Annotated in this window: 12 protein-coding genes; 6 read left to right on the top strand and 6 right to left on the bottom strand. The window is 68.5% G+C overall.

Features of this window, described 5'->3' with window-relative positions; genetic code table 11:
• Positions 1-3: 3 nt before the first annotated feature.
• From E1269_RS17270 to E1269_RS17255, 4 genes are all read right to left on the bottom strand, one after another.
• Complete coding sequence (locus E1269_RS17270) at positions 4-954, bottom strand: ABC transporter permease (RefSeq protein ID WP_131896737.1); 951 nt, start codon at positions 952-954, stop codon at positions 4-6.
• The gene (locus E1269_RS17265) at positions 951-1,796 is read right to left on the bottom strand and encodes an amino acid ABC transporter ATP-binding protein (RefSeq protein WP_131896735.1); all 846 of its coding nucleotides are present in this window, start codon (positions 1,794-1,796) and stop codon (positions 951-953) included. Before E1269_RS17265 ends, E1269_RS17270 begins: the two co-directional genes overlap by 4 nt.
• On the bottom strand, positions 1,793-2,521 hold the full coding sequence (locus tag E1269_RS17260; protein WP_203433796.1) for an amino acid ABC transporter permease: 729 nt from the start codon (positions 2,519-2,521) through the stop codon (positions 1,793-1,795). Before E1269_RS17260 ends, E1269_RS17265 begins: the two co-directional genes overlap by 4 nt.
• Positions 2,522-2,621: 100 nt before the next feature.
• A complete protein-coding gene (locus E1269_RS17255; RefSeq protein WP_131896731.1) occupies positions 2,622-3,578 on the bottom strand; it encodes a substrate-binding periplasmic protein in 957 nt (318 codons plus the stop codon).
• Between the two features lie 323 nt (positions 3,579-3,901).
• On the opposite strand from E1269_RS17255, the gene E1269_RS17250 reads away from it, so the two are divergent.
• From E1269_RS17250 to dacB, 5 genes are all read left to right on the top strand, one after another.
• Positions 3,902-5,614, top strand: a complete 1,713-nt coding sequence (locus E1269_RS17250) for a helix-turn-helix domain-containing protein (protein ID WP_203433794.1) — start codon at positions 3,902-3,904, stop codon at positions 5,612-5,614.
• A 186-nt stretch (positions 5,615-5,800) separates the two neighbouring features.
• Positions 5,801-7,633, top strand: a complete 1,833-nt coding sequence (locus E1269_RS17245) for an ABC transporter substrate-binding protein (protein WP_131896729.1) — start codon at positions 5,801-5,803, stop codon at positions 7,631-7,633.
• A 52-nt stretch (positions 7,634-7,685) separates the two neighbouring features.
• Positions 7,686-9,206, top strand: a complete 1,521-nt coding sequence (locus E1269_RS17240; RefSeq protein WP_131896727.1) for a sulfatase family protein — start codon at positions 7,686-7,688, stop codon at positions 9,204-9,206.
• A 22-nt stretch (positions 9,207-9,228) separates the two neighbouring features.
• Entirely contained in the window at positions 9,229-10,692 is a 1,464-nt protein-coding gene (locus E1269_RS17235) for an aldehyde dehydrogenase family protein (RefSeq protein ID WP_131896725.1), read from the top strand.
• 28 nt (positions 10,693-10,720) lie between these two features.
• Positions 10,721-12,346 carry a D-alanyl-D-alanine carboxypeptidase/D-alanyl-D-alanine endopeptidase gene (dacB, locus tag E1269_RS17230; protein WP_131896723.1) on the top strand — a complete coding sequence of 542 codons (1,626 nt, stop codon included), beginning with the start codon at positions 10,721-10,723 and terminating at the stop codon, positions 12,344-12,346.
• Positions 12,347-12,532: 186 nt separating this feature from the next.
• Here the strand turns inward: dacB and E1269_RS17225 are convergent, their stop codons facing one another.
• Both E1269_RS17225 and E1269_RS17220 read right to left on the bottom strand, forming a co-directional pair.
• Complete coding sequence (locus tag E1269_RS17225) at positions 12,533-13,465, bottom strand: aminotransferase class IV (RefSeq protein WP_131896721.1); 933 nt, start codon at positions 13,463-13,465, stop codon at positions 12,533-12,535.
• Positions 13,466-14,130: 665 nt separating this feature from the next.
• Entirely contained in the window at positions 14,131-14,490 is a 360-nt protein-coding gene (locus E1269_RS17220) for an MmcQ/YjbR family DNA-binding protein (protein ID WP_131896719.1), read from the bottom strand.
• A gap of 221 nt (positions 14,491-14,711) precedes the next feature.
• Here E1269_RS17220 and E1269_RS33460 point away from each other — a divergent pair, with 221 nt between their 5' ends.
• Positions 14,712-15,914 carry a class I SAM-dependent methyltransferase gene (locus E1269_RS33460; RefSeq protein WP_239000935.1) on the top strand — a complete coding sequence of 401 codons (1,203 nt, stop codon included), beginning with the start codon at positions 14,712-14,714 and terminating at the stop codon, positions 15,912-15,914.
• Positions 15,915-16,090 lie beyond the last annotated feature (176 nt).

The raw sequence follows: 16,090 nt of genomic DNA, 5'->3' as shown, positions 1-16,090 counted from the left end.
CTCTCATGCGGTCAACCGCACCCGCGGATCCAGGACCGCGTAGCCGATGTCGGCGAGGATGCTCCCGACGATCGTCAGGATCGTGCCGAAGAGCACGACGCCGAGCAGGATGGGATAGTCGTGGTTCTGGGCCGCTTGCCAGAACATCAGCCCCATGCCCGGGTAGTTGAACACCGTCTCGACGATGACCGCGCCGGCGAACAACGTGGGAAGGTGCAGGCCGAGCAGCGTGACGATGGTGATCAGAGAGTTGCGGGTCACGTGGACCCAGAGCACCTGGCGCTCACTCGCCCCGATCGACCGCGCTGTCCTCACGTAGTCTTGGACCAGGTTGTCCATGGTGGCCGAGCGAATGAACCTGCTCCACTGCGCGAAGCCGCAGAAGGCGAACGTCGCGACCGGGAGCACGAGGGCGTTCGGCTGCGACAGGATCTCCGCCACCGAGTCGCCCTGCGGCGCACCCGCCGGGAACACCCGGAAGCTCACCGCCAGCAGGTCGATGAGCAGCAGGCCGACGAAGAACACCGGCGCCGCGTAGCTGAGGAACGTGGCACCGGTCAGCAGGTAGTCGCTGCGCTGGTAGCGCCGAGCCGCCTGGTAGATGCCCATGGGCACGCCGATCAGCAGCGACGCCCCGATGCCGAGCACCATCAGCGTCATGGTCTTCGGCAGGCGCTCGGTGATCGCGTCGCGCACCGGCATGTTCAGCTGGGGGGAGAAGCCCAGGTCTCCCCGCAGGAGGTTCCACATCCAGGTGCCGTACTGGACGTGGAGAGGCCGGTCGTACCCGTACTGTCGCGTCAGTTCCGCCACCTGCGCCGGGGTGGCGTTGATCGGCAGTGATGCGCGCACGGGACCGCCCGGCAGCATGTGGAGCAGGACGAACACGACCGCGGTGACGCAGAGCGTCACGACGAGCGCATGCGCCAACCTGCGGGCCAGGTAGCGGGTCACGGCTGGTCGTCGTCCCGGCGCAGCCGCGGTCCTCTGTCGAAGAACTTGAAGAAGGACGCGGTGCGGGGATTCGTAGACCTGCTCACCGACGTGGGGGAGCCGTCCTCGATGACTTTCCCCTCGTCGATCATGACGATCCGGTTCGAGACCTCGGTGGCGAAGGAAAGCTCGTGCGTGACGACGATCATGGTCATCCCGTCGGAGCTGATGTTCCTCATCACATTGAGCACGTCGACGGTCGACTCGGGATCGAGCGCCGATGTGGGCTCGTCGAAGAGCAGGACCTTCGGATTGACGGCGAGCGCCCTGGCGATGGCCACTCGCTGCTGCTGACCGCCTGACAGCTGGTGTGGTGCCTGCTTGGACTTCTCCGCCAGGCCGACGCGATCGAGCAGCTCCAGCGATTCGGCGATGGCCTTGGACACGTCGCGGCCGCGTAGCTGCATGAGTGGCAGCGCGACGTTCTCGATGGCGGTCAGGTGGGGGAACAGATGGAAGCTCTGGAAGACCATGCCGACTGCCTGTCGCAGCTTCACCAGGTCGTTCCCCCGCAGTGCGTGGCCGTTGTCGAACGCCCGATGGCGGCCGACCTGGACGCGGCCGCCGTCGGGAATCTCCAGGAGGTTGATGCATCTCAGGAGCGTGCTCTTGCCGCTGCCGCTGCGCCCGAGGATGCTCACCACCTGACCCTCGGTGACGTGGAGGTCCACGCCGTCGAGTACGACATTGGTCCCGAACGACTTGCATAGACCGTCGACCTGGACGGCTAGCTCGGCGGTGCGGGTCGCACGGTCACGCGCCGAGGCCGCGGGGTCCGGTAACGAAACACCTCGCCTGGTCATGCGGGTACGTCTCCTGTCCTGGGTACACGGCGACGCATCGCTTCGTCGACGAGCTTGAGGTGTCGTCGCCGGGAGGGCGTCAGTGGTGCGCCACTGTCGAGGCGGCGCTCGAGCCGCACCACCCCCCGCGACAAGGGGTAGCAGAGGGAGAAGTAGATGAGCCCGATGACGAGGTAGACCTCGAGCGCGCGAAAGGTCGTCGAGGTGATGATGGCGCCCTGGGTCATCAGCTCGGCGCCGCCGATGGTGACGAGCAACGCCGTCCCCTTCAGCAGGTCCACCATCATCGTGCCGGCGCCGGGCAGTGCCAGTCGCAATGCCTGCGGCACGATGATGTGGCGGGTGACCGAGCGCGGCGTCATTCCCAATGCGAGCGATGCCTCGCGCTGGCCGGGTGGCACACCCTGGAGCCCGCCCCGGAAGACCTCGGACACGTACGCCCCGTAGAAGAGCGCGAAGGACAAAGTGGCGGCGGCGAAGATGCCGAAGCGGATGCCGATCGACGCCAGCCCGAAGTAGATGATGTAGATCTCGGTGATCAGCGGCAGGTTCTTGAAGATCTCCGTGTAGATCGACGCGACCGCCCTGATGAGAGCCACGCGAGAGACCCTCATCAGGGCGACGACCAGTCCCAGCACGATGCTGCCGACGAACCCTGAGATGGTGAACTTGAGTGTGGTCAGAAGGCCTGCCCACAGGTCAGGGAGATAGTCGAACCACGGCACGGACAGCCCGAGTCCTTCAAGTGTCACGTCATCACCTCTCGTCCTTCGGATGTCTCGTACGTGCGCGGCCGGGCCGACCGCCCGGCCGCGCTGGCGCCAGTCAGCCCAACGGCAGCGTCCACTCGTCGGGCCGGTCGACCGAGTGGCGCTGATCGGTGAAGAACGTCTGCCACTCGTCGGAGACGGTCAGCAGGTCGTCCGGTGCGTCGATGCCATGCTCCTGCATCAGCCGCGCGGTTTCGCCGTTCTCGTACATCGCGCGGATCTCCTCGTTGAGAGCGTCGCGGAGCTCTTCGCCGCCTTCCGGCAGGTACCAGCCGATCATGTGCGGCCCGAAGACCTCGAGATCCGGGTTCGCCTCGATCTCCGCGGTCGTCGGCGGGGTCATGGGCATGACGTCGAAGTTCAGATCAGGCCGTGTCTTGTGCGTGTAGAGCGTCAGCAACGGGTCGATCAGCGCGATGTCGATGCGCCCGGCGTCGAGGTCGGCCAGGGTGGCCGCGATGTCGGGATAGGTACGCAGCTCGACCCCCTCCATGTTGCTCAGAACCGGAACGGAGACGAATCCGGAGACGGTGCCGACCGTGTGGCCCTTCAGGCCCTCGACGGAGTCGACGCCGAGTCCTGGGGTCTGGGCGACGACGGGCCGCCCGTAGAAGATCGGATCGCTGAACAGGCCGTCGGCAGTTCGCGATTCGAGCCAGGCGATGTTGGCCACGCCGATATCGGCGCGTTTCGACTGGACGGACGCGAGCATCCCGGGGAAGTCGCTGAGGGCGACCTCGTACTCCAGGCCCAGGTTGTCCAGCGCCTGCTTCAGCATCTCGGCCTCGAAACCGATGAACTCCCGGCCATCCATGCCGGTGTTCGGCATCGACGCTGCCGTGGACACCAGGACGACATCGTTCCCCACGAGGTCGTAGTCGGCATTGCCGGAGCTTGTCGAGTCACCGCAGCCGGCCGCGGTCAGCAGCGCGGCACCGCAGATCGCCGCGGACAGCGCGGTGAGCCGGACGCGTCGCGGCGGTCGACGTGGTGTCTGGTCGTGGTCACCCATCTTCAGTCCTTCCGATGATCAATCGACGAGAGAGCGGAGCGCCGCCGGGACAGGCGAAGGTTCGGGGATCGTGTCGAACGTGCTTCAACACAGGGAGCAGCAGGTGGGGCATCGCCGCGCCAGCGTGTCGGCGTGACATCGGCCATCCGGTCCGCGCGAACCGGCACGTTCAGGAATGTCGAACTATGATCCGCCTTCCGACCAGATCGGGCTATGTGTGGATGCACGAGCTGACTGGTGGCCCGGTGGGGAGGAGGCCAAGGTCAGGCCACGCTGTTGGTCGATCGCACGAACAGGCGAGGCTGCGTTGGGCCGATTGCCAGATGATCGCGCTGCCCGCGACGGTATTGTGCGGGAGGACGACCGCAGCGGCGGGCCGCGCGTCTCCCATCCCGACTACTTGGCCAGGCGTGTTCATGGCAGATACCGAGAAGAAGATGGCGCGGGTCCGGCTGCAACGGCTGGTGGACGACCTGGGCGGGACCCTGCTCGAGGTCATCGAGGGCTCCGAGGCACTCGCGGCAGAGGTCACGGGGGTCACGATCTTCGATCCGCGCGACGAGCTCATGATCTGGCCCGGGGAGCTGGTGCTCGGTGTCGGGCTGAACAGCGAAGTCGAGATCATCGACCTGATCCGCAAGCTGGGGGCGGCTCGCGCCGCGGCTCTGGTCATCAAGACACCCGCCCAGATCGGCACGGCGATCAGGGAATCGGTCCGTGCACACGACGTGTCGTTGCTCGGGCTGAACGGGACCGCGTCCTGGTTCCAGGTGGCGGTGCTCCTGCAGACGCTGCTCGACCGGTGGACCGTCATCGAAGGCCGACATTTCGGCGACAGTCCGGTCGGTGATCTGTTCGCGTTCGCGAACGCGGTCAGCGCACTGGTGGACGCCCCGGTCACGGTGGAAGACCGGGCGTCGCGGGTGCTCGCCTTCTCCGGGCGGCAGGACGAGGCCGACAGGGGCAGGGTTGAGACGATCCTCGGGCGGCAGATGCCCAAGGGCCCGATCCAGATCCTCGAGGAGCGAGGGGTCTTCCGCGACCTGTACAGCAGCCATGAGCCGATTTACGTACCAGCAATAGGGCCGGGCATGCTGCCGCGGGTAGCCGTAGCCGTCCGTGCCGGCTCGGAGGTGCTCGGTGCCTTGTGGGTGGTCGTCCGCGAACCGCTGCCCGAGCACCGCTTGCGCGCGCTCGCCGATGCGGCCGAGCTGGCCGCGCTGCACATGCTGCGCCAGCGCAACACCATGGACTTCGACCGACAGCTCAGCGCGGAGCTGCTCGGATCGGTCCTGGCCGGTGGCGTGGGGGCGGCCGAGGCGGCCAGTCGTCTCGGTCTACGGGACGGGCCCTTGTGCGTTCTGGCCGGTCAGCCGCTGTGCGCGCCGGGCGCGGAGTTCGAATCGGCCGGCCAGCGGCTGGCCGATGCCCTCGCCCTGCACCTGGCCGCCATCCGGGCCCAGTCGGCCGTGGCCATAGTGGGGCGGTTCGTCTACGCCGTCATCTCGGTGGCCGCGCGCAAGGCGCGCGAGGACGTCCTGCGCCACATGCAGTCCATCACGTCCGATTTCGTCTCCCGCCTGGGCACCCGCGACCGTGTCGTCATCGGCATCGGGGGCCTGGCGCCGTCGTTGCCGGGTCTGGGCAAGGCCAGGACCGAGGCCGAACGCACGGTGCGGGTGTTGCGGGCCGGGAACAAGGCCGCCGTGGCCTGTTTCGAGGACGTCTACCTGGAGACCGTGCTCGATCAGCTGAGCGACGTGCTCGCCGGCGAGGCGGACCACGCGCGCGGGCCGATCGCCAGGCTGATGACCTACGACGCGTCGAACGGGACCGACCTCACGGTGTCGCTGCGCGCATACCTGGAGGCCTTCGGTGACGTGAAAGCGGCCGCGGGCGCGGTCAACGTGCATCCGAACACGTTCCGCTACCGCCTCAAGCGGATTCACGAGGTGAGCGGCATCGACCTCAACGACTCCAGGACGCGGTTGGCCGTCCTCATGCAGTTGACGGCGGCGTCGAACCTCTCGGCGTGAGCGCACCGTCTGGTGGTGACGGCGTCCGCGGCGGCTGGGCCGATGCACCGAGCCAATGCCGGCCGATTGTGCTGACGACACGATGTGGCGGTTGTTCACCGATGCCATTGTTGGTGTCAACGATCGGGCCTCGGTGGGAGTGCCTTTCGCCCAGCGACTGAATGCCTTGGACAAGGGAGAACAGCGATGCGAGCCAGGTGGGCACGGCGCTTTGTCGCACTGGCTACGGCGCTGACCGCGGCAGCAATCGGCGCGGGTTGCACGGAGACGTCGTCGCCGGCTCGCGACCAGAACGTCGCCACCATTCCCGTGTACACGACCGGGCTGCCGAATTACATCTTCCCGTTCAATCAGCTGCAGTTGGCCGCGAACATCAATCGTTTTCAAGTGCTGATGTGGCGGCCGCTGTATTGGACCGGCGACGGTGATGATCCGACGGTCGACTTCGAGAAGTCGCTCGCCGATCCGCCGATCTGGTCCAATGACAATCGCACGGTGACGATCCCGTTGAAGTCGTCGTATGAGTTCTCCGACGGCACCACGCTCGGTCCGGCCAACGTGGCCTTCTGGATGGGCCTGGCGATCACCCAGAAGAACAAGTACTTCGGGTACACCCCCGGCTATTTCCCGGACAACGTCGCTTCGGTCAGCTATGACGAGGATGCCAACACCGTGACCCTCGAGCTCACGCAGTCGTACTCACCGGACTGGTTCCTCAACGACCAGCTCACCCAGATCATCCCGCTGCCCACGGCGTGGGACCTCGTCGCCGGGGACCAGCCCGGCCAATGCTCGTCGGGGGACCTGGCGGCGCAGGAACAGTCGTGCCCCGCGGTGTACGAGTATCTCGACGGCCAGGCCAAGGACCTGTCGACGTACGCGACCAACCCGCTGTGGCAGGTGGTGAGCGGACCGTGGAAGCTGTCCAGCTTCTCGCCGGACGGGCACATCACGATGGTGCCGAACGAGAGCTACTCCGGCCCCGTCAAGGCCTCGCTCAGCGAGCTGAGGATGGTGCCGTACACCTCGGCGTCGGCGATCCTGACGGCCCTGCGTGCCGGCAGCGACCTCACGATCGGTGAGGTGCCGACCACCTACGCGCCGCCCGCGGACGGCGACGGCCAGCCTAGCAGCCAGACACTCGCACCGAACTACGAGCTCATGGTGGAGGAGATCCCGCGGATCGCCTATGTCTCACTGAACTACCGCAACCCCGAGCTGGCCCCGCTGTTCGACCAGCTCTACATCAGGCAGGCGCTGACGTCGGTCGTCAACCAGGAGCTGATCATCGACAAGGCGCTCAACGGCTACGGCGTTCCCGTCGTCGGGCCCATCCCGCTGCGGCCGGACACGGAGTTCATCTCTCCCGCTCAGCAGGACCCGCCGTATCCCTTCTCCATCGAGAACGCCCGCGACTACCTGACGTCGCACGGCTGGTCGATTCCGGACAACGGGCCGGCCGTGTGCACGTCGCCGGGAACCGGCCCGGAGAACTGCGGTGCGGGTATCGCGGCCGGCCACGAGCTCGTCATCCCCGTCACGTTCGCGACCGGCCGTGATCCCTCAGCCGAGGTGATCATGGAGCAGTGGCGCTCCGACGCCGCCCAGGCCGGCATCGTCCTGGACGTCGCCGGCGAGACCTATCAGACCTGGCTGGGCAAGAGCACGGCCTGCATCGACGACGTCGCGGAGTGCACCAGCTGGGGCGCGTTCTTCCTCGGCGGCCAGGCGCCGCCGCAGGCCTACCCGACCGGCGAGCAGTCCTACGCCAGCTCCGCCGCGAGCAACGTGGGTGGGTGGGACGACCCGGCCACGGACCAGCTCATCCAGACCTCGACCACCTCGCCCGAGCTGGCGAGCCTCCACGCCTACGCAGACCACCTCACCGAGCAGGTTCCGTACATCTGGATCCCCGCAACGGTGGGCATCATCAACGCCGTCGACAGCGACCTGCGCGGCGCCTCGCCGATGAACCTGCACGGTCGGCTGGAGCCGGAGAACTGGTACTTCGAAGAATGACCCCGGCCGTCGCCGGCCCCGCCGTCGGCCCCGTCGTCCCCTGGGAGATCCCGTGAAGCGACCGAACGTCCTGTTCATCATGAGCGACCAGGAGCAGCACTGGTCGATCCTGCCGCCCGGGCTGACCAGGCCGGGCCTGGGGTGGCTGCTGACCAACGGCACCGCCTTCACCAACCACCATGTGGTGACCCTCCCGTGCGGCCCGTCGCGATCGACCATCTACACCGGGCAGCACACACAGCACACAAAGGTGTACGGCAACCCGAGCCGAGCCCGCGGGATCAGCATGTCGCCCGAGGTGGCGACCGTCGGGCGCATGCTGCGCGACCAGGGCTACCACACGGCGTACAAGGGCAAGTGGCACGTCAGTGTGATCGACCCGCCGACGCCCTTCGCGGCGTCGACGGTGCACGCGTTGGAGGAATTCGGCTTCTCCGAGTTCAACTCCGGCGGCGACCCGGTCGGGGTGGCCTGGGAGGGTTTCCGGCAGGACCCCGCCGTGGCGTCCGAGGCGGCCAACTGGCTGCTCGGCGGGAGCGGCGGCAAGCCGGCCGACCGGCCATGGTTCCTGGCGGTCAACTTCGTCAACCCGCACGACATCATGTACTTCGACGCCACCGGCCGGATGAACGAGCCGCCGGCGACGGCACCGACGCCGCGGCAGCCCGCGCCCAGGTCGGCGATCTACCAGCGAACCTGGGACGTCGACCTCCCCGCGAGCTTCGACGACGACCTCGCCCGCAAGCCCGCGATCCAGGCCGACCTGAGCGCCGCGGTGGCGGCCGGTCTGGGTGAGATCCCGCACGACGACGTGGACGCGTGGCGGCGCTACCGCGACTACTACTACAACTGCCTGCGCGACCTGGACCAGCACGTCAAGACCGTGCTCGACGCGTTCGTCGAGGCCGGCCACGACCGCGACACGCTCGTCGTCTACAGCACCGACCACGGCGAGGCCGCCGGCGCGCACGGGCTGCGCGAGAAACCCACGAGCGTCTACCGCGAAGTGGTCAACGTGCCCCTGGTCATCTGCCACCCGGACGTCGACGGCGGGTCGACGGCCGAGGCACTGTCCTCGACCGTCGACCTGGTCCCCACGATCCTCTCCTTCGCCGGCGTGGCCGAGGGCGAGCGAACCGACCGGTACCAGCAGCTCACCGGCCACGACCTCAGCCCCGTCGTGGCCGGCGACGCGGCACGCACTGGCCGCGACGACACCGGCGTGCTGTTCAACATGTCCCGGCCCACGCCGGCGCTCGGCGGCCGGGACACCGGGTTCGCCGGCTCGGCACAGCGACGCAACCTGCGCGGCGTGTTCGACGGTCGCTGGAAGTACGCGCGGTACTTCGGCGCCGACGACCCGCTCCGGGCCGACGGCTGGGACGCCCTGCGGACAGGCAGCGACCTGGAGCTCTACGACACCGCGTCCGACCCCGACGAGGTGCGCAACTTGGCGCACGACGAGAACCACCGCGACGAGCTGCTCCGACTCGAGAAGCAGGTCGCCGCGCTGGTCGACGCCGAGGTAGGCGACGACCACCTACCCGGCACGACACCGTCACCGCGCGTCTGACCGGCTCGGCTGGAGGGTCACGATGAGTCTTCTCGAACCACGGACCTGGAGCGGCCAGATCTTCGACGGCACGTGGACGCCAGGCGGCGGCGGGTCGTATGACACGGTCGAGCCGGCCACCGGGCTGGCGCTGGCCCGGGTCGGCGCGGGGTCGGCGCCCGACGTCCGGACCGCCGCGCGGGTGGCCGCCGAGGCGCAGCGGAGCTGGGCGGGGCTGACCTACGACCGCCGCGCGGCCGTGCTGCGCCGTGCGGGCGAGCTCTTCGCCGAACACCACGAGGAGATCGCGCGGTGGATCGTGCGGGAGGCGGGGGCGTCGAGCGCTTTCGCGAGCCACCAGACGCTGGCCGGCGCGGCTGAGGAGTGCTGGCAGGCGGCCGCGCTGGCGGCCCTCCCGTACGGCGAGCTGATCCGGTCCAGCCAGCCCCGGCTGTCCCTCACCCGACGGCTCCCCGTCGGTGTGGTCGGGGTCATAGCGCCGTTCAACGCGCCGATGGTGCTGGCGATCCGTGCCGTGGCGCCGGCTCTGGCCGTCGGCAACGCCGTCGTGCTCAAACCCGACCCGCGCACCGCGGTGTGTGGCGGGGTGGCGATCGCCAGGGTCTTCGAGGAGGCCGGCCTGCCCGAGGGGTTGCTGCACCTCATCCCGGGCGGCGCGGACGTGGGTGCCGCCGTCGTGGACGACCCCGCGATCCCGGTCATCGCGTTCACCGGGTCCACCGCGGCCGGGAGGGCGATCGCGCGCGCCGCGGCGGACCGGCTCAAGCGGGTGCACCTCGAGCTCGGCGGCAACTCGGCGCTCGTCGTGTTCGACGACGTCGACCTCGAGCATGCCGCGTCGTGCGGTGCGTTCGGCTCCTTCAACCACGCGGGGCAGATCTGCATGGCCAGCAGCCGCCACCTCGTCGAGGCGTCCATCGCCGACGACTACGCGGCGGTGCTCGCCGAGCACGCCCGGAAGCTGCCGGTCGGCAACCCGATGGACGACGGCGTCACCGTCGGGCCGCTGATCGACGCCGGCCAGCGCGACCTCGTCCACTCCATGGTCACCAGCAGTGTCGCGGCCGGCGCCGCGCTGCTGACCGGTGGGGAGTACGACGGCCTGTTCTACCGGCCGACGGTGCTGGCCGGCGTGCCCTCCACCGCGCCCGCCTACGCACGGGAGATCTTCGGTCCGGTCGCGCCGGTCGTGCCGTTCCGCGACCTCGACGACGCCGCCCGGCTCGCCGCGGGTACCGAGTACGGGCTCTCCCTCGGCATCCTCACGCAGGACCTGATGAGAGCCATGGAGCTGGCCGAGAGGATCCCGAGCGGCCTGGTGCACATCAACGATCAGACCATCAATGACGAAGCGACGGCCCCGTTCGGCGGCGTGGCGGACTCGGGGAACGGGTCACGGCACGGATCACTCCAGGCGAACCTCGAAGCCTTCACCGAGCAGCAGTGGGTGACGATCCGGGGCGCCGCGCCCCGCTATCCCTTCTGAGCCTTGTCGACAGTGAGGAGAGCCTGTCATGGCCGACCAGCTACGGCGCGTGGATGGACCGACCCGGCGAACGGTGCTGGGCATGCTGGGATCTGCTCCACTGGCGGCGAGCGGCCTGCTGGCGCTGCCCCGGACCGCAAACGCGGCAACCGTGGGCCAGGCGCCATCGGCGCTGAGCGATCCGGAACTGAACGCCAGGATTCAGGAGATCCTCGACCGTCCCGTGTGGGACGGCGCCACATGGGCCTTGAAGTACCAGGCCATCGACTCACACGAGCCCATTTTCGCGCTGAACTCCGACTCGCCGAGCCGCCCCGCCTCAGCGATGAAGCTCTTCATCGGTGGGACTGCCTACCAGATGCTCGGCGTCGACCATCGTTTCCACACCAGGGTCTACCGCACCGGTCCTGTCGTGCGTGGCGTCCTCAGAGGACATGTGCTGCTGGTGGCCGGCGGTGACCTTCTGCTGGGAGGACGCGTGCGGCCCGATGGCTCGCTGTCGCTCGTCGCTCCGGATCACACGTATGGCGGCGACGCCCTTCCCGTGCCGGGCGATCCGCTGCAATCGCTGCGCGATCTCGCGGATCAGGTGGCGGCGGCAGGTGTCCGGCGGGTCGAAGGGAGCGTACTGGTGGACGCTTCGCTCTTCCGCGAAGGCCGGGCATCGACCGGCAACGCGTCCGATGTGCCGGTCTCCCCGATGATGGTCAACGACAACGTGATCGACGTCGTGGTGCGCCCAGGCACCAACCCCGACGATCCAGCCGTGCTGGAGGTGACACCGCAACTCGGCTACGTCGACATCATCAACGAAGCAACAACGATCTCAGAGGAATCCGGCGCGCCGTTGCGGCTCGTCGACGACGTCGAGAATCCGGACGGCAGCCACACGGTACGGCTCACCGGCAACATCTCCCTGACCGATCCGCACACCTTGCTGCCCTACTGGCTTCCCGACCCGGTCAGGTTCGCAGAGCTGGCCTTTGCCGAAGCATTGCGGGACAAGGCGATCCACATCGAGCCACATCCTCGGGGCAATGTGCATCCGGAGAAGCTGACGGCGGCGCACGGCGAACCGACGAACCAGTTGGCCGAGCTGGTGTCGCCACCGCTGTCGGAGGCCGTGAAGCCCATGCTCAAGCTGAGCAACAACATTCACACCGCTCACTGGCCGTACGTCGTCGGCGCAGTCGCCGGCCACGAGCAGGAGAATCCGGAACCGGTGTACGAGCGGATGCGCGATGACCTGTTCACGCAGGCAGGTCTGGATCCGAGAACCCCGGGCACGGAAGAGGGCCGCTACTCCCCGGACTTCTTCGTCCAGTTCCTCACGCACATGTCGCGGCAGACCTATCTGCCGGAGTATCTCGGCGCACTGCCCGTCCTGGGCAAGGAGGGAACCCTCACCCATGTAGGGGTCGATTCGCCGGCCGCCGGCCACGTCTTCGCCAAGACCGGCGGTAGCACACGAGAAACCGTCGGCATCCGCGCACTGTGTGGATTCATCGAGAACCCGGACGGACAGTGGATCGCCTTCGCGTCGTTCATCGAACGTCCGATCGCATCGGAAGAAGAAGGCCGGGAGCTGCAATCGGTCGCGATGGAGGCGCTGGGAGAGATCGCAACGGTCATCTACGAGAGGACGGCCTCATGAGCGGTCGGCCATTGCCGGTAGCCCGCCGGGCCGTACTGGGGATGCGGGGAGCCGCGCCGTCGGCCGCGACCGGTGTGCTGGCGGTGTCCGGACCCCCGCACGCGGTCGGCGGCGCTGTTCGAGCCGGCGTTCCTCGGCTGTCGACAGCCGCCAACGCCAGCGGCGCGTTCTCGGCGGTCGCGCGGTCTACTCGGCTGCCGCCGGTTCAGCGCGCTGCTGGGCCAGGTCGATGGTGAGGTCGGCCCTGGTGACCGTGCGCGCGTACGCCTCGCTCACCAGGGTCGTGATCTGGCCAGGAGCCGCGGCCGGCTCGCGGCCGTCCACCGCGGAGACCGGGACGATGCCGGCGGCTGTGCCGGTCAGGAAGCACTCGTCGGCGCAGTAGAGCTCTCCCCAGGTGACGTCGCGCTCCACGATCTCGACGTCGGCCTCGCGCAGCAGCTCGATGACGGTGCGACGGGTGATTCCCGGCAGCGCGGCGCGCGTTGTCGGTGTCGCGACGCGGCCGTCGCGGACGACGAAGACGTTGGTGGTTGTCGCCTCGGCGATGGTCCCGTCGCCGTCCAGCATGAAGGCGTCGTCCATGCCGGCGGCGTTCGCCTGTTGCTTGGCGAGGATCGCGTCGAGCGAGTTCAGCGACTTGATGCCAGCGTCGACCGAGCGGGGCGCCTTGCGCGTGATGGAACTGATCATGACCCGCACTGGGCGCTCTCGCAGCGGGAGCGGGTACGCGATGACCACGACCCTGGGCCGCGTCGCCGGCCGCGGGTCGAGCCCGCCGGGTGCGCTGGCGCCGCGGGACACGATCACCCGGACGTGCGCGTCGGTGAGCTCGTTCGCGGCCATGACCTGCGCGACGGCCGCGATCAGCTGGTCGGGCCGCCACTGGAGCTGGACGCCGAGGGCGGCCGCGGACCGGCGCAGACGGGCAAGGTGGTCCTGCGGCCGGAACAGAAGCCCGCCGCGGACTCGCATGCCCTCGAAACAGCCGTCGCCGTAGAGAAAGGCCCGGTCCCAGACCGGCACGGCCGCCCCACGTCCCGAGCACAGGCTCCCGTCGATCCACGCGGCCCACTCCGGATCGGCTGCCGCCGGGTCGGTGCCCTCGTTCATGCTCATTCCGTCTCCTCGCAGTCGACGCGGGTCCGGCGAGGTCGCCAACAGCTCGCCGGCGACCGGGCCGGTCCTTCCAGGCTGTCGTGGACGCAGCGTCACCGCATTCACGCGGGGTAAGAGAGCGGGCCGGGGTGTTCGTGCGACTCCACAACCGTCACCGCACTCCACGGTGGCTCGGTCGCGGGTCCGGTAGTGGCCACGACGCCGGAACGTGTTCGATCTCGCTCAGCGAAGTGAGTCGTGGCAGGACAACGACGCGAGGTCTCCGGGTTTTCATCGACGAGGAGGCCGCGGAGGTGCAGGCCGCGCAGCGGCCCTCCGTCGCGATCAGGACGGGGACGATCCGGATGGACCGCGAGCTTGTCGGCCACCGCGCGTTCCTACGATCCGACCATGGTCATTGTGGTGTCCGGAACGCACGCGAGCGGGAAGACCTCCCTGATTGATGCGTTCGCGACAGCGCAACCGCGGCGCTTCTCGAGCTGGCCGACGACAAGGACCTGACGGGAGGAGCCGAGGTCATCGAAGTGGCGGGTACGCCAGATGCTCCCCTGGCCAGACTCGAACCAGTGGTCGCGTCCCTCCAGACTTGAACGCCCGGGCGGCAGGACGGCGTTCATGCTTTCTGGGAATCTGCCTGGGAGCGGAGTCGCCACGGAGTCCGGGCTTCAGCCCGGACCGTTCGGATGGGTGAGATCGTAGGCGCGGGAGAGCTTCTTGGGGACCACCATGCGCCAAGCGTCGACGACGAGCTCGCGGGCCTCGGTCGGGTCCAGTGCCGCCAGGTCGGCGTGGACCCAGTTGAAGCGCATCTCCGACGCCGACGGCATCTGGAACTTGTGCGGCTCGCTCGCGACGAGGGCCGCCCGCTCCTCTTTGGGGAACGCGAAGCCCATCACTGTCTCGTCGAGGGAGAACGCCACGTAGACGATCTGCCCGACGCGGAACCTCAACGCGCCTCGTACGTACACCTGGTATGAGCGCTCCAACCCCTCACCCAGCGACCGAACGTCTTCGATCACCGCCATGCTCGGAACCCCTTGATCATGGGCGGGGCCGCCGCCCGTCCGCGCGCCGTCGAGAGCCCGCAATCACCCTGGTTGGTCCTGTCCATAGGAATCCGCTCCTCGTGCGTGACGTCTCCAAGGTTGACTCCGATGGCGGCCCGGACTCATCGGTTGTCGGCGTTCGCCGGCGACTCGAGGCCCGTCGTTCCGGGCAGCAGCTGCGTTGCGCCCGGGAGCATGCCATGTCGGACAACATCCGATACCTCGGCGACTGGGGTCACCGCGCGACGCTGCGCGGGCACCGGGTGCTGCACCTGGTCGGCAAGGGCGACAAGGGCGGCAAGCCGGCCACTATGCCGCTGACCGTCCCGGTCCTGCGAGTCCTCGAGGCCTGTCGCGGGGAACGTACCGAAGCACGGCTGACATTGGTACGACGATTCGGCTGTAGACGCGCTCACGGTGAGCGGTGGCAGGCCTGGCCCGTGCGGCGGGCTGAAGGACCGATACGCTGGTCGTGGCAGATCGTGCGGCGCCGGCTGGGCGGGTCCCTCAGTGATGCCCCGGTAGTGTGCCGGCCCGCTTTCCCTGGGGAGGTCGGGATGGTCGAAGAGACGACGACATCGCGATTGCGCAGCACCTGGGAGGCAGCCGCGCCTGGCTGGGCGAAATGGGAGCCGGTGTGGGCGCGCGCGGCCGCGGACGCCACCGACACCATGATCGACGAGGCCGGAGTGCGGCCGGGAATGCAGGTCCTCGATCTCGCATGCGGAGCAGGCAGCCAGACCCTCCGGGTAGCTGAGCGAGTCGGGCCCGCCGGCGGCGTGGTCGCCAGCGATATCTCGCCGACCATGCTCGAGCATGTGCTACACAACGCGGCCGAGGCAGGCCTGCACAACATCACGACGCTGGAAGGTCCGGCCGAGGACCTCGACCTGCCGACAGCGCATTTCGACGCGGCCATCTCCCGGCTGGGGCTCATGCTCTTTGCCGCGCCCGGCCGAGCGCTGGAGACGGTCCGGGCCGCGCTCAAGCCGGGCGGCAGATTCGCATCGCTGGTCTTCACCACACCCCTCCACAATTCGTTCATGGCCGACCCGATGGCGATCCTGCTCCGGCACGCCGGGGCGGCGCCGCCGGGCCCGGGACAGCCCGGAATCTTCGCACTGGGGGACGCGGGTGTCCTTGAGCGGCTCTTGATCGACGGCGGCCTGGTGGACGTACGCACCCATGTCGTCGGTGCCACGTTGCGGCTGGCGAGCGCCGATAGCGCCACGCACATGTTGCAGGAGGCCGCCGGGGCCTATCGAGCGGTGCTGGCAGACCTCGCTGAGGCCGACCGGGCGAAGGCATGGGCGGAGGTCCGCGACCGCCTGACGCAGTTCGAATCAGGTGACGGACTCGAGGCCGAGCTCGAATTCATCATCGGTTCTGGGGCGAGAACCTGAGCACGGTCTGCACGGACTCGGTCTTGCTCGAGACGCATCGTCCCAGCAGCCACCGACCTACACCGACCACATGCGTTCAGGTCGGCCAAGCGTCACAGGTGCGTCATTTCCGGGACGACGGGCAAGAGTGGTAGTGACGCGGTCCGGCCGGCCAACTGGGTGGGCGGACCGTCCCA

This window comes from Jiangella asiatica (genome assembly GCF_004349065.1).
Classification (GTDB): Bacteria; Actinomycetota; Actinomycetes; order Jiangellales; family Jiangellaceae; genus Jiangella; species Jiangella asiatica.
The sequence above is the reverse complement of the archived record's forward strand: the minus strand, read 5'-3'. Positions and strand labels throughout refer to the sequence as shown.